Origin of the sequence: Corallococcus caeni, from assembly GCF_036245865.1 — a bacterium.
Taxonomy (GTDB): Bacteria; Myxococcota; Myxococcia; order Myxococcales; family Myxococcaceae; genus Corallococcus; species Corallococcus caeni.
The window spans coordinates 113,324-126,154 of record NZ_BTTW01000011.1; the positions used below are offsets into that span (position 1 = coordinate 113,324).

The following is a 12,831-nucleotide window of genomic DNA, read 5'->3' on the forward strand; positions in this document are numbered from 1 at the left end:
CCCTACACCGGACCGGCGGGGGTGCACGTGGGGCGGCCGTGAAAGGGCTGGCGTCCCGGGCGCGGTGGGTGTCTATCCGGGCGCATGGCCTCCGTTTCCACGTCCCTCGCTGACCTGCTCGCGCGCCACGTCCCGACGGACGACAAGGAGCGCGAGGACCTTGCGCGCATGCGCTACTTCGCCACGTCGCTGAAGGAGCCCTTCTCCCGGTCGCAGGTGGAGGCGCACTTCACCGGCAGCGCGGTGGTGGTGGACGCGGCGGGCGGACGGGTGGCGATGCTGCACCACGCGAAGCTCAAGCGCTGGTTGCAGCCGGGGGGACACGCGGAGTCCGGGGACGCAGGCGACATGGAGGCCACCGCGCTGCGCGAGGCCCGCGAGGAGACCGGGTGCCGCGTGCACCTGCACCCCACGGCGCCGCGCCCGCTGGACGTGGACGTGCACGTCATCCCCGCGCGCAAGGACGAGCCCGAGCACTGTCATCTGGACGTCCGCTACCTGGTGGTGGCGGAGGATCCCGAGTCGCTCGCGCACGACCCCGCGGAGTCGTTCGGCATCCAGTGGCTGGAATGGGAGGAGGCGCTGGTGCGCGCGGACGAAGCGCCGCTGCGGCGCATGCTGCTCAAGGCCCGTGAGATTCTTCACTCCGGGGCTTGAATGGCATTGCCCCATGGAGTGTTCGATACCTGAAGCTGTAGAGCCTGAAACCAAGAACTCCAGGATGTGTGTTCGGGGTGTTTGAGACATACAAACATTGGACGCCCGCCAAACCTCGCAAGGGGGCCTGGATGAAACACACACAACCCGTCACCGTGGTGACGCTCGGGGTGGAGGGGGGCGGCCATGACGGCTTGTCATCCATCCGTGAGCAGGAGCACGTCTCGTGTCGTCTCCGGCCGGAGTGTCTCAGGTCCCTGTCTTGGAAGGGGTTTCCGTCACATCGCTGAAGCAGGACGACGTCTTCAGGCGCTATCCGCCCGCCGCGTTGAAGCGCACGCCGCATCCCCCCTGGCTGGAGGAGATGCTGGGCTCGCTCAAGCCCGCGTGGGACGCGGCGTGCACCCCCGCGCTGTTCCGGGAGACGGCGGAGGGACGGCATCCGCCCCTGCGCGCCTGGCAGCTGTTCCTGGAGCGCTGCTTTCCCATCGTCGAGCACTTCCCCAAGTACATGGGGCTGTCACTGGCGAAGACGACGTACGGCCTGCGTCCCGGTGACGCCAGCATCCGCCGCTGGCTCTTGCAGAACCTGGGCGTGGAGGCCCGTCACGCCGAGTGGTGGATTGACTGGATGCAGGCCGTGGGCGTGGACGCTCCCAGGACCTTCGAGGCGCCGATGACGCCCGAGGTCCAGGCGCTCCACCACCACCTGCTGGTCACCTGCCTGGGTGGGTCGCTGGCGGAGGGCATCGCCGCGTCCAACTGGGCCATCGAGGGGGTCACCGGCGTCTGGACGCGCGCCGTGGTGGAGCCCTTCACCGCCTATGCCCGGGACGGCGTGCGCATGGACGCGCACGCGCTGCGCTGGCTGCGCGCGCATGCCCGCTACGACGACGCGCACCCGGACGAGGCGCTGGAGATCCTCAAGCTGACCACGGACATCACCACGGGAGAGCCGGCGCGCGTGGGCATCGCGGCCCACCGGTCCCTGGTCTTGCTGGCGCGTGTGTTCGAGTCCTGCGGCGAGGCGTGAGCCGTCGCGCGAGCTGAAGCAGCCTTCTCACCGGTGGTGATGACGCAGTCGCGAGACATGCCGGCCCGGCCTCCTGTCGGACCGGACGGGGGGCGTACGCACATGACTGAAGCAGAAGACATCCGGGAGCTGGCCTGGCGTGGGACGTGGTTGTTCCTCCGGTGGGTGCTGCCTCCCTCCATCGTGTGCGCCTACCTCATCGCGATGGCGATGGGGCTGTCGAGCCAGGAGGGGTTGCTCGTCACGGCCACCATCCTGCCGTTCATCGTGCTCGTGTTCGGGCTGCTCCATCCCTACGTGACGCTGCGGTGGCTGGCGGCCTGGGCCTTGCGGCGTCACGACGGGGACGGGCCGGGGGACCGGCTGCGGCGCATCCTGGAGCTGCCCTGGCGCTCCATGGTCTTCACCACCTGCGCGGCCTGGACGCTGGGCGGCTTCTTCTTCAGCCTCCCGGTGTGTCTGTGGTTCGGCAAGGACTGGTTCCGGCTGGGGCTGGGCACGCTCGTCGCGTTCTGCTTCGGCGTGGTGGTGGCGTTCCCCATCGCGCTGGGCCTGGAGCGGCTGGCGCTGCCGTGGGCGCTGCGCGAACAGGATGCGCATCCGGAGACGTCTCCCACGGGCTCGGGCCTCTTCTGGCCAAGGCAGTCGTGGTTCCTGCCGTTCACGTTCCTGTCCACCATCTTCGCCACGGTCGTGCTGAGCGCGTGCGTGGTGGTGGTGAAGTTGCTGGGCGTGCGCACCCAGCTGAAGGAGGTGCTGGTGGCGGATGGCGCGATGCGGGCCGCGTCGCGGCTGGATGACGTGGGCAGCTCGCTGTTCGCGGACCTGGGCTTCGCGCTGCCCTGGGTGGGGGCGCTGGTGTTCGTCCTGCCGGCCTTCACCACGTGGATGCTGGCGAGGCGGCAGGCCGCGAGCGCGGGCTCGGTGCACGAGGCCATCTCCGGCCTGGCATCCGGGCGGATCCGTTCGCCGCGCTGGGTGTCCACGGACGAGATGGGCGACCTGGCGTCGGGGATGAACGGGGCGCTGTCCCGGCTGCGGAGGTTTCCCCGGCTGCTCCAGACCTCCGCGCGACGGCTGGGGGAGGCGGGCACGGACCTGCGCGTGTCGAACGACGAGCAGCAGCAGGGCCTCACCCGGCAGGCGGCCGCGCTGCACGAGACGCAGGTGACGTCGGACGAGCTGCGGCGTGCGTCGAGGATTGCCGCGGACTCCGCGGAAGAGGTCTTGCGCGTGGCCCGGCGCGCGGAAGCCCTGGGCCAGCAGGGCGAGGCCGCGGTGGTCCTGAGCCTGGAGGGGCTGGCGGCCATCCGGAGCGTGGTGTCCGGCATCCAGCAGCGGCTGGCGCGGCTGGATGAGAGCACGGTCCAGATTGGGGAAATCACCGAGGCGGTGAAGGACCTGGCGGACCAGTCCCACCTGCTCGCCGTCAACGCGGCCATCGAGGCGGCGCGCTCGGGCGAGGCGGGGAAGGGCTTCGCGGTGGTGGCGAAGGAGATCCGCGGGCTGTCGGATCAATCCGTCCAGGCCACGCGGCGCATCCGCACCATCCTCACGGACATTGGCCAGGGCATCCGCGACGCGGCCGCCATGAGCGAGCAGGGCGGCCGTCAGGTGGCCGCGGGATTGGATCAGATGCGCGCCTCCGGCGAGTCCCTGCGCGCGCTGTCACACAGCTCGCAGGAGAGCTCCGAGGCGGCGCGGAAGATCGCCAACGCGGTGACGCAGCAGAACGCCGCCTTCGCGCAGATCTCCACCGCCATCGCGGACCTGTCGCAGCTGATGGACGGCACCCTGCGCAGGCTGTCCTCCACGCAGGAGGCCACGCGGACGCTGCAGGTCGTCTCCGGGGAGGTGGGGCAGATGGCGCTGCAGTTCGACGTCCAGGACGTGGCGCCGCTCACCGCGCCTCCGCCGCCTCCGGCACGGGAGCGGGACAGGGCAGCGTCAGCGTGAAGACGGTGTCGCCCGGCGTGGAGCGCAGGGCGAGCTCGCCGCCGTGGGCGCGGGCGATCTTCCGTGCGAGCGGTAGCCCCAGGCCTGTGCCCTGCTCGCGGGTGGTGAAGAAGGGCTCGAAGATGCGCTCGCGCTCGGCTTCGGGCACGCCGGGGCCCGAGTCCTGGACGTCGATGGCGTAGCGGCCGTCGCGCAGCTCGCCGCGCACCTGCACTCGGCTGCCGGCGGGCGCGGCCTGCACGGCGTTCTTCACCAGGTTCACGAGCGCGGCGGTGAGCAGGCTGCCATCCGCCTCCAGGTGCGCGGGCGCGGCGGACATGTCCAGGGACACGCCCTTGCCCTGGGCCTCCGCCGAGAGCAGCTCGCACGCGTTGGAGACGAGGTCGGGCGCCTCCATGGGCGCGCGCGCCAGCGGCTGCTCACGGGCGAAGGCGAGGAAGTCCTCGACGATGCGCTGGAGGTAGGCGACCTCGCGCTGGATGCGGTCCACGTGGCTGTTCGCGTCCGCGTGCGCGCCCGCGCGCAGGTCCTCCTGCAGGAGGCCGGAGAAGAGCGCGATGCCGCCCAGCGGGTTGCGCACCTCGTGGGCCACGCCCGCGAGCATCAGCTTGAGCTGCCGGTCCCGGCTCTCCAGCGCGCCGCGCATGACCTCCAGCTCCCGCGCGAGCACGCCAATCTCACGCGTGGGCTCCGCAGGCACCGGCGTGGTCAGGTCCCCCCGGCCGATGCGCAGCGCGGAGTCCATCAGCCGCCGCAGCGGACGGGCCAGCCCTCGCGCGGTGATGACGGCGATGAGGGCGAGCGCGACGAGCGCCACGGCGCTGGCCATGACGAACGTGCGCCACAGCCGCCGCAGCGGTCCGAAGAAGGCCGCGCTGCCCTCCACGCCGATGGCGCCCACCACCTGTCCGTCCTGGACCACGGGCGCGTAGCCCGTCTTGTAGAGCAGTCCGTCGGAGCCGGTGAAGAGCACCTGGCTGGCGGCGCGCCTGCCGGCGAGGACTTGCGTCAATTCCAGACGGTCGCGCGCGAGGTCCGGGACCTCGGTGCCCACGGGCAGGTTTCCGCCCGCGTCCGCGCGCACGCGGCCCCGCGTGTCCACGGCGTAGACACGCCGCACGCCGCTCGCGGTGCGCACGCCGTCCAGAAGGCGCACGAGGTTGCGCCAGGTGCGGGTGCCGGACACGTCGTCGCCGGGCTCGATGGTGAGCATGCGCTCGCCGCTGACCTGGCTGGCGGTGGCCGCAGCGAGCGCGGAGAGGCTGGCGCCCAGTTCGTCCTCCAGGCTCGCGCGAGCGAGCGCGTACACGGACGCGCCCGCGAGCGACAGGAAGAGCAGGGTGGGCAGGAGGAACGCCAGCAGCAGCCGCGCGGACAGCGAGCCCAGCGCGTCCCACAGACGGGAGGAATGAGGGCGATGCGTCATCCGGGCGGTGCTCCTCGCACCCCTGCATCAAACGGCATGCCCTGCTTCCTGGCCAGTCCTCGTTCTTCGTCCCGCGAGGCGCGAAGCGAGCGGAATCCCCCTGATGGGTGATGGCGGTGGCCGCCGGGCGTGGCGTTGATGGAGCACGCATCGGGGCGTGGGACGCACGCGTCGGAACCGGCTGCTGGCGCGTGTTGTCTCTTCGTCGCGGGTGTCACGCGCGTCAGGAAGGGGCTCACGAAAAACGTCAGACACGGCTGGTAGATGTGAGTGATTGAGGGGGCGCGACATGCCGGATGGATGGCTGGGGAAATTCGGTGGATGCGTCGTCCTGTTGCTGACGCTGGCGGCCTGCGGGACGCCGGGCTCCCGCACGCTGCCGGTGGGGCTGCACGGCTACGGGCGCTATCACAGCGCTTCACCGGCTTCGTTCGCGCGGGACACCGCGTGGAAGAACGCGGGCTCGGGCGGCACCGTCGGAGGAGAGGAATTGGGGCGCTACCTCGCGTTCATCCGCGAGAAGCGTGCCGCCTTGAAGCAGCCCGCCGTGATGGAGGCGGAGCGTCAGGTAGGCCATGCCGCGCTCAATGACCTGATGCTGTGGGCGTCCGCGCGGACGGAGGAGGAACTCGCGAAGGACGCGCCGCTGGAGGTGTACCTGCGGCTGAAGGCCAAGCACGCGGAGGCCTTGCGCGAGGACGGCAAGCGTTCGGCCCGGGCGGAGGCGAAGCTGGAGGAGTTCCACCGCTGGGCGGATGCGCGCCGTCAGGCCCTGGCGGACGCGCACTTCCGCAGGCTCGGAGGCGACGGGCTGCTCACCGAGAGCCCGCTCTACGAGGAGATGCAGCTGGCGCTGCTGGATGCGGTGCTGGACTGGGCCTACGCGCACACGGAGGACCCGGACTTCCCGCGCAAGAGTCCCAGTGAGGTGGCGCTCTACCTGCTGGCGCGAGACAGCATTCTGGCATCGGCGGTGGAGGCCAGCCGCTTCGCGCCCCCGACGTGGGACCCGGCCCGTGAGCCCCCGGGCATTCCGCCGGAAGAGGTGGTGCTGGAGATCGCGCTGGGCCTGCTGCCCGTCACCGGCGAGGTGGCGGACGTGGGCGGCGTGGTGCTGGGGCAGAGCCTGCTGGGATATCCGCTGACGGACGGCGAGCGGCTGCTGTGCGCGGTGAGCGTGGCGCTGCCGGTGGTGTCGGGGCGGTTGCTGTCAGAAGGCGCGCAGGGCGTGGAGCGGGTGGCCCTGCTGACGGGCCGGAGCTTGCGTGAGGTGCAGGTGTTGCAGCGCGTGGTGCAGCACCTGTCGCCGCAGGAGGCACAGGAGCTTCGCCGGGTGCTGCGTGCGGCGGGGCGCGGTGAGTCCGTGTCCGCGGAGGACGTGGCGCGGCTGCAGGGGCTGGCGAAGCGGCTGGAGGCACCGCTCGCGGAAGCGGGGCGCGTGTTGGCCCAGGGCAAGCGCGTGGCGCTGGTGGGCTCAAGGGCGACGGAAGAAGGCGCGCGGCTGGTGCCGGGCAGCGCGGAGCACCTGGCGCAGGCGTGGGTGGACTACCAGTTCCGTCACCCGGGCAAGTACCCGCGCTTCAAGTACGCCGTGGACCCGGAGTGGGAGCGGCTCTACCAGACGGTCATCCAGAACAAGGGTGCGGGCAGTGCGTTCGAACAGTCCGTGCTCCAGGGCCGGAAGCTCCCGAAGAATTCGAGCCTCCTGATGCCGCCACCGGGCAGCAAGGCCCAGGGCTTCGTCCCGGATGCCGTGACGGGGCACAAGGGGGACCTGGTCTGGGGCAGCCCCTACGACTTCGTTGAGGTGAAGGGTCGTGCGGAGCTGGCGCTCACGGGAAACATCAGGGCCATGATTGAGTACGTCCAGAAGTACGGGGGCTCCCTTGAACTCTGGATCCGTTCCGCCAAACACGCCGAGGGTGCCACGCAGCTCACGAAACCGCTTCGAACGGAAATCGAGAAGCTCAAGCAGTTGGGTCGCGCCGACATCCAGTTCTTCCCATGAAAGTGACGCATGGCTCAGCGCTACTTGAGAACCCAGTGGACACTTCTCCCCGGCGCGCCATCGACAAGTACCATCCGTGATCTTCTCCGCCGGTTCTTTACGGAGGGCCGCTGGTTCCAACCGGTACGCTACGGGGGCGTCGGCATGGATGAACGGCTGGCGCCGGGTCCTTTCAATCCGGATGCCCCTGCGGCCGTCTACGACGAATCCAAGCGCTTCTTCATCGGGGCGAAGACGGATCGGGACTTCATTCATTTCTCCCCCGAGACCCAGGGGCAGTACCCCTTCATCGGCACCTTCACCTGGCAGACTTCGATTGTGGAGGCCGGCAAGGCCCGGTGGCGCGAGGCCCATCTGCGGCAGGTCATCGAAATCATGCACCTGCTGGGCTCCCCTCTTGCCCAATCCGGACTTGATGCCGACTTCGAGCGCAAGAACTGGCGCATCGTGCCGAATGAAGATGGTTTTGGCTCCAGGCTCGACTTCAACCTGCGCGACTACAGCGAGGGCCTCTCCGGCCTCTACTGGCGCAACGTCTTCGGCGCCCCCTTCGTGGACCTCTTCGGCCCGCGCCTGGACGCCATCCCCGCGTCCCAGCGCCAGTCACTCGATGGCGGCCTCGTCCTCGTCCAGCCCTACGAACTCCCCACCCAGGCCATGACCCCGGAGGGCGACGCCGCGGAAAGCCAGCTCATCGCCACCCTGGGCCGCGACGCCTTCTTCGACCTGCCGACCCTGCGCAAACCCACGCGCGTGCCGGACGTGTCCTGGATGCTGCGCAAACACTGACGCTTTCGCCCGTCAGTCGAACATCGCGGACAAGGCTTCGCTCAGGGTCTCCACGCCCACCACCTGGAGCTTCGTCTCCTCCACGCGCCGCGCGCTGCCTGCTGGCAGCACCACCCGCTGGAAGCCCATCTTCGCGGCCTCCGCGAGCCTTGAATCCACCTGGCCCACCGCGCGCACCTCGCCCGCGAGCCCCACCTCCCCCAGCACCAGCGTCTTCGCGTCCAGCGGCCGGTTCTGCAGGCTGCTCACCAGCGCCGCGCACACCGCCAGGTCGCACGCCGGTTCGCTCAGCTGCATGCCGCCCGCCACGTTGACGAACAGGTCGCAGCCCACCAGCGGAATCTCCTCCTTCTTCTCCAGCACCGCCGCCAGCAGCGCCACGCGGTTGCCGTCCACGCCAATCGCCGTGCGCCTCGCGGTGCCGTAGCCCGTGGGCGCCACCAGCGCCTGCACCTCCACCAGGAGCGGCCGCGTGCCGTTGAGCGTGCTCGTCACCACGCTGCCGGACTTGCCCTGCGGCCGCTCAGAGAGGAACAGCGCGGAGGGGTCCGCCACCTCCACCAGCCCCGCGCCCTTCATCTCGAAGACGCCAATCTCGTTGGTGCTGCCGAAGCGGTTCTTGTGCGCGCGCAGGAGCCGGAACGGGTGGCCCCGCTCGCCCTCGAAGTAGAGGACCGTGTCCACCATGTGCTCCAGCACCCGGGGACCCGCGATGGAGCCCTCCTTCGTCACGTGCCCCACCAGGAACGTGGGCACCCCGCTGCGCTTGGCGAACGCCATCAGCCGGCCCGCCACCTCGCGCACCTGGGTGATGCTGCCCGGCGCGTTGCCCAATTCCGGCAGGTACATGGTCTGGATGGAGTCCACCACCAGCGCCTGCGGCTTCAGGGCCTCCGCCGCCTGGAGCACGCGGTCCGCGTCCGTCTCCGCGAACAGGTGGATGGCCTCGCTTTCCACCCGCAGGCGCTCCGCGCGCATCTTCGTCTGCCGGAGGCTCTCTTCACCCGACACGTAGAGCACCGGCCCGTGCCGCGCCAGCTTGTCCAGCGCCGCCAAGAGCAGCGTGGACTTGCCGATGCCGGGGTCTCCGCCCAGCAGCACCAGCGAACCGCCCACCACGCCGCCGCCCAGGACGCGGTCGAACTCCGCGATGCCCGTCCTGCGGCGCACCTCCGTCTCCCCCGTGACGTCCTGGAGCTTCACCGGCCTTGAAGCCCCCCCCGACGCGCCCCAGGCCGGGCGCTTGTCGTCCACCTTCGCTTCGGTCTCCTCCAGGAGCGAGCTCCAGGCCCCGCAGTCCGGACACTTCCCGAGCCACTTCGCCGTCTGGTAGCCGCAGGCCTGACAGGTGTAGTGCGTCTTCGCCTTCGCCATGGGTCGAGGTGTCTACCCCAGACCCCTGACGTTTCCCCGGCCGAAGACGGGCCACGCCAGGAGAGCAGGCAGGCAGGTTGTCGTGGATCAGGTAGCGGGTTGCCCCACAGGGGGGGGCAACCCACTTTCTGGACCACGGGCGTCGCACAGAGCGAGCCCCCCACACAGGGAGAGTGTCATGGGGATTATCGCGTTTCTGGTGATTGGTCTGGTCGCGGGTCTGATCGCTCGTGCCATCATGCCGGGCAACCAGTCGATGGGGCTCATCGCCACCACGTTGCTGGGCATCGCCGGTTCGTTCGTGGGCGGTTTCGTGGGTTCGCTCTTCTCGCGTGACGGCCGGATGTTCGACCTGCACCCCACGGGCCTGCTGTTCTCCGTCCTGGGCGCACTGGTCGTGCTGTTCCTCGTGGGCCTCGCCGGCCGCGGCCGTCGCGTCCACGTCTAGCTCGCAGGGCTCCTCGACCGATGAGGCGGGAGACAGCCAGGGACGTCCGTCACGTACGGACGTCCCTTCTGTCTTTGCGGGCTTCGGGACAGGCCTCCCAGAGGGGGGAAGGACACTCGTCAACCCCCTGTCGCGAGAGCGTTGACAATGGCCTCCGGGCCACGCACCGTCGGCCTCCTGACGCCTCCCAAGGAGCCCGCATGTCCGACACCGCCGAGTCCTTCCACGGCCACGCCCACCACGCCGCCCCCGCTCCGGAAGGGGTGACGGTGCGGCACGACTGGTCGCTCGCGGAGGTGAAGGCCCTGTACCAGTTGCCGCTGCTGGATCTGGTGCACAAGGCGCAGACGGTGCACCGGCAGGTGTTCGTGGAGAACAAGGTGCAGCTGTGTTCGCTGCTCTCCATCAAGACGGGTGGGTGTCCGGAGGACTGCGCGTACTGCCCGCAGGCCGCGCGCTACAAGACGGGCGTCAAGGCGGAGAAGCTGATGGCGGTGCCGGAGGTGCTGGCCGCCGCGTCCCAGGCGCGCAAGGCCGGGGCCACCCGCTTCTGCATGGGCGCCGCGTGGCGCGAGGTGAAGGACGGCCCGCAGTTCGACAGCGTGCTGGAGATGGTGAAGGGCGTCCGGGCCCTGGGCATGGAGGCGTGCGCCACGCTGGGCATGCTCACCGACAGCCAGGCGAAGCGCCTGCGCGAGGCGGGCCTGTCCGCGTACAACCACAACCTGGACACGTCCCCGGAGCACTACGGCGACATCATCTCCACCCGCACCTATGACGACCGGCTGAAGACGTTGAACCGGGTGCGCGACGCGGGCATCTCCGTGTGCTGCGGCGGCATCATCGGCATGGGCGAGTCCGTGGACGACCGCTGCAACCTGCTGCGCACGCTGGCCAACCAGGAGGTGCACCCGGAGTCGGTGCCCATCAACGCGCTCGTGCCGGTGGAGGGGACGCCGCTGGCGGATCAGCACCGCGTGGAGACGGTGGACATGGTGCGCACCATCGCCACCGCGCGCCTGCTCATGCCGCAGGCCATGGTGCGCCTGTCCGCGGGCCGCATGCAGATGAACGAGGAGGCGCAGCTGCTCTGCATGATGGCGGGCGCCAACTCGCTCTTCTTCGGGGAGAAGCTGCTCACCACCGGCAACCCCGAGTACACCCAGGACATGGCGCTCCTGGAGAAGGCGGGCATCCGCCCCCTGGAGCCCCGGCAGGACCGGTGAAGTCCGTCACGCAGGTCGCGGACCGCTGGGCGCGCGAGGACCTGGAGGCCCTGTCCGCGAAGGGCCTCCGCCGCGCGCTGGAGCCGCTCGACTCCCCCCAGGGCGCGGAGGTGCGCGTGGGGGACGAGCGGCTGGTCAACTTCTCCTCCAATGACTACCTGGGGCTCGCGGCGTCGCCCGCCGTGCGCGCCGCCGTGGCCGCCGCGCTGGAGCGCTACGGCGTGGGCACCGGCGCCAGCCGCCTGGTGGTGGGGGACATGGTGCCGCACCAGCGGCTGGAGGCGCGGCTCGCCCGCTTCGAGCGCGCGGAGGCCGTGCGCCTCTTCAACTCCGGCTACGCGGCCAACACCGGCATCCTGCCCGCGCTGGTGGGCCCCGGCGACGCGGTGTTCTCCGACGCCCTCAACCACGCCTCGCTGGTGGACGGCTGCCGGCTGTCGCGCGCGCGCGTCGTCGTCTACCCGCACGCGGACGTGGCCGCGCTCACCCGCGCGCTGGAGGACACGCCCGCGCGGCGCAAGCTGGTCGTCACGGACAGCGTCTTCTCCATGGACGGGGACGTGGCGCCGCTGCGCGAGCTGGTGGCCGCGTGCGAGGCCCACGGCGCCGCGCTGATGGTGGACGAGGCGCACGCCACCGGCGTCCTGGGTGCTCGCGGCGCGGGGCTGTGCGAGGCGCTGGGCGTGGAGGAGCGGGTGGACCTGCGCATGGGCACGCTGAGCAAGGCGCTGGGCGGGCTGGGGGCGTATGTGGCCACCTCGCGCGCGGTGGCGGACCTGCTGGTGAGCCGCGCGCGGCCGTTCGTCTACTCCACCGCGCTGCCCGCCGCCCTGTGCGCCGGCGCCGAATGCGCGGTGGGCCTGGTGGAGCACGACCCGGCCCCGCGCGAGCGGCTGTGGGGCCACATCCACCGCTTCACCGAGGGCTTGCGCGCCCTGGGCCTGCCCGCCGAGCCCCGGAGCGCCATCTTCCCGGTCATCCTGGGCGAGCCCTCGCGCGCGCTGGACGCGGCGAAGCGCCTGCGCGACGCGGGCCTGCTGGTGAAGGCCATCCGTCCGCCCACCGTGCCGGACGGCACCAGCCGCCTGCGCTTCTGTCTCTCCGCGGCCCACACGACGGGCCACATCGACCTGGCGCTGGAGGTCCTGCGCCGGGTGGGAGTCTCCCGTGGCCCCTGAAGCACTCCAGTTCTTCGTCACCGGCACGGACACCGGCGTGGGCAAGACGCAGGTGTCGTGCGCGCTGCTGTCGCTCCTGAAGGACGCGGGCTACGCGCCCCAGGGCTTCAAGCCCTACGAGAGCGGCTGCGCGTCGCTGAAGGCCCCGTCGGACGCGCTGGCGATGCGCGAGGCCGCGGGCAGCACGCTGCCGGTGGACGCCGTGTGTCCTCACCGCTTCAAGGCGCCGCTGGCCCCGGGCATCGCGGCGGCCCGGCTGGGGAGGGAGCCGGACTTCAGGATGACGCTCGCGGCATGGAAGCGGCTGAAGGGCGGGACGGTGGTGGTGGAGGGGGCAGGGGGGCTGTTCGTCCCGGTGGACTCGAAGCGCGACGTGGTGGACCTCATCCAGGCCTTCCGTCTGCCGGTGGTGCTGGTGGCGCGCGCGGGGCTGGGCACGCTCAACCACGTGGCGCTGTCGCTGGAGGCGCTGGCGGCGCGCAAGGTGCCCGTGCGCGCGGTGGTGCTGTCGCGCGGGGTGCCCGGACGCGACCTGGCGGAGCGGGACAACCGGCGCTACCTGGAGGCCCGCCACGGGGTGGAGGTGCTGGGTCCCGTGCCGTATGTGGAGGATCCGAGAATGCGCCGCCTGGCGTTCCGGCGGGCGCTGGCGCCGCTGGTGCCTGAACGCGCGCGGGCCCGATAAATCGGCCTCCGCCGCGTTCGCCGGAAAGGCGCGTGCTACAGGTCGCGCAAG

General features: G+C 70.9%; 11 protein-coding genes. 9 read left to right on the top strand and 2 right to left on the bottom strand.

All coding sequences use genetic code 11. The annotated features are described in order from the left end of the window. Nucleotides 1-84 precede the first annotated feature (84 nt). From AABA78_RS34725 to AABA78_RS34735, 3 genes are all read left to right on the top strand, one after another. Nucleotides 85-657: an NUDIX hydrolase gene (locus tag AABA78_RS34725; RefSeq protein ID WP_338269771.1), complete on the top strand. Its 573-nt coding sequence runs from the start codon at nucleotides 85-87 to the stop codon at nucleotides 655-657. Nucleotides 658-919: 262 nt separating this feature from the next. Further along, complete coding sequence (locus AABA78_RS34730) at nucleotides 920-1,690, top strand: iron-containing redox enzyme family protein (protein WP_338269772.1); 771 nt, start codon at nucleotides 920-922, stop codon at nucleotides 1,688-1,690. 102 nt (nucleotides 1,691-1,792) lie between these two features. Continuing rightward, a complete protein-coding gene (locus AABA78_RS34735; RefSeq protein WP_338269773.1) occupies nucleotides 1,793-3,646 on the top strand; it encodes a methyl-accepting chemotaxis protein in 1,854 nt (617 codons plus the stop codon). Here AABA78_RS34735 and AABA78_RS34740 read toward each other — a convergent pair. Then, nucleotides 3,591-5,072, bottom strand: a complete 1,482-nt coding sequence (locus AABA78_RS34740; protein WP_338269774.1) for a sensor histidine kinase — start codon at nucleotides 5,070-5,072, stop codon at nucleotides 3,591-3,593. The genes AABA78_RS34735 and AABA78_RS34740 overlap by 56 nt on opposite strands. A 289-nt stretch (nucleotides 5,073-5,361) precedes the next feature. On the opposite strand from AABA78_RS34740, the gene AABA78_RS34745 reads away from it, so the two are divergent. Both AABA78_RS34745 and AABA78_RS34750 read left to right on the top strand, forming a co-directional pair. Continuing rightward, a complete protein-coding gene (locus tag AABA78_RS34745; protein WP_338269775.1) occupies nucleotides 5,362-7,080 on the top strand; it encodes a hypothetical protein in 1,719 nt (572 codons plus the stop codon). A gap of 144 nt (nucleotides 7,081-7,224) precedes the next feature. Next, the gene (locus AABA78_RS34750) at nucleotides 7,225-7,869 is read left to right on the top strand and encodes a hypothetical protein (protein ID WP_338269776.1); all 645 of its coding nucleotides are present in this window, start codon (nucleotides 7,225-7,227) and stop codon (nucleotides 7,867-7,869) included. 12 nt (nucleotides 7,870-7,881) lie between these two features. Here the strand turns inward: AABA78_RS34750 and radA are convergent, their stop codons facing one another. Further along, on the bottom strand, nucleotides 7,882-9,243 hold the full coding sequence (radA, locus tag AABA78_RS34755) for a DNA repair protein RadA (RefSeq protein WP_338269777.1): 1,362 nt from the start codon (nucleotides 9,241-9,243) through the stop codon (nucleotides 7,882-7,884). Between the two features lie 178 nt (nucleotides 9,244-9,421). Here radA and AABA78_RS34760 point away from each other — a divergent pair, with 178 nt between their 5' ends. From AABA78_RS34760 to bioD, 4 genes are all read left to right on the top strand, one after another. Next, nucleotides 9,422-9,691, top strand: a complete 270-nt coding sequence (locus AABA78_RS34760) for a GlsB/YeaQ/YmgE family stress response membrane protein (RefSeq protein ID WP_120528245.1) — start codon at nucleotides 9,422-9,424, stop codon at nucleotides 9,689-9,691. 200 nt (nucleotides 9,692-9,891) lie between these two features. Continuing rightward, entirely contained in the window at nucleotides 9,892-10,917 is a 1,026-nt protein-coding gene (gene bioB, locus AABA78_RS34765; RefSeq protein WP_120528246.1) for a biotin synthase BioB, read from the top strand. Next, entirely contained in the window at nucleotides 10,914-12,095 is a 1,182-nt protein-coding gene (bioF, locus tag AABA78_RS34770; protein ID WP_338269778.1) for an 8-amino-7-oxononanoate synthase, read from the top strand. The genes bioB and bioF overlap by 4 nt, the downstream gene beginning before the upstream one ends. Further along, nucleotides 12,085-12,780, top strand: a complete 696-nt coding sequence (gene bioD, locus AABA78_RS34775; RefSeq protein ID WP_338269779.1) for a dethiobiotin synthase — start codon at nucleotides 12,085-12,087, stop codon at nucleotides 12,778-12,780. The genes bioF and bioD overlap by 11 nt, the downstream gene beginning before the upstream one ends. Nucleotides 12,781-12,831: the final 51 nt, after the last annotated feature.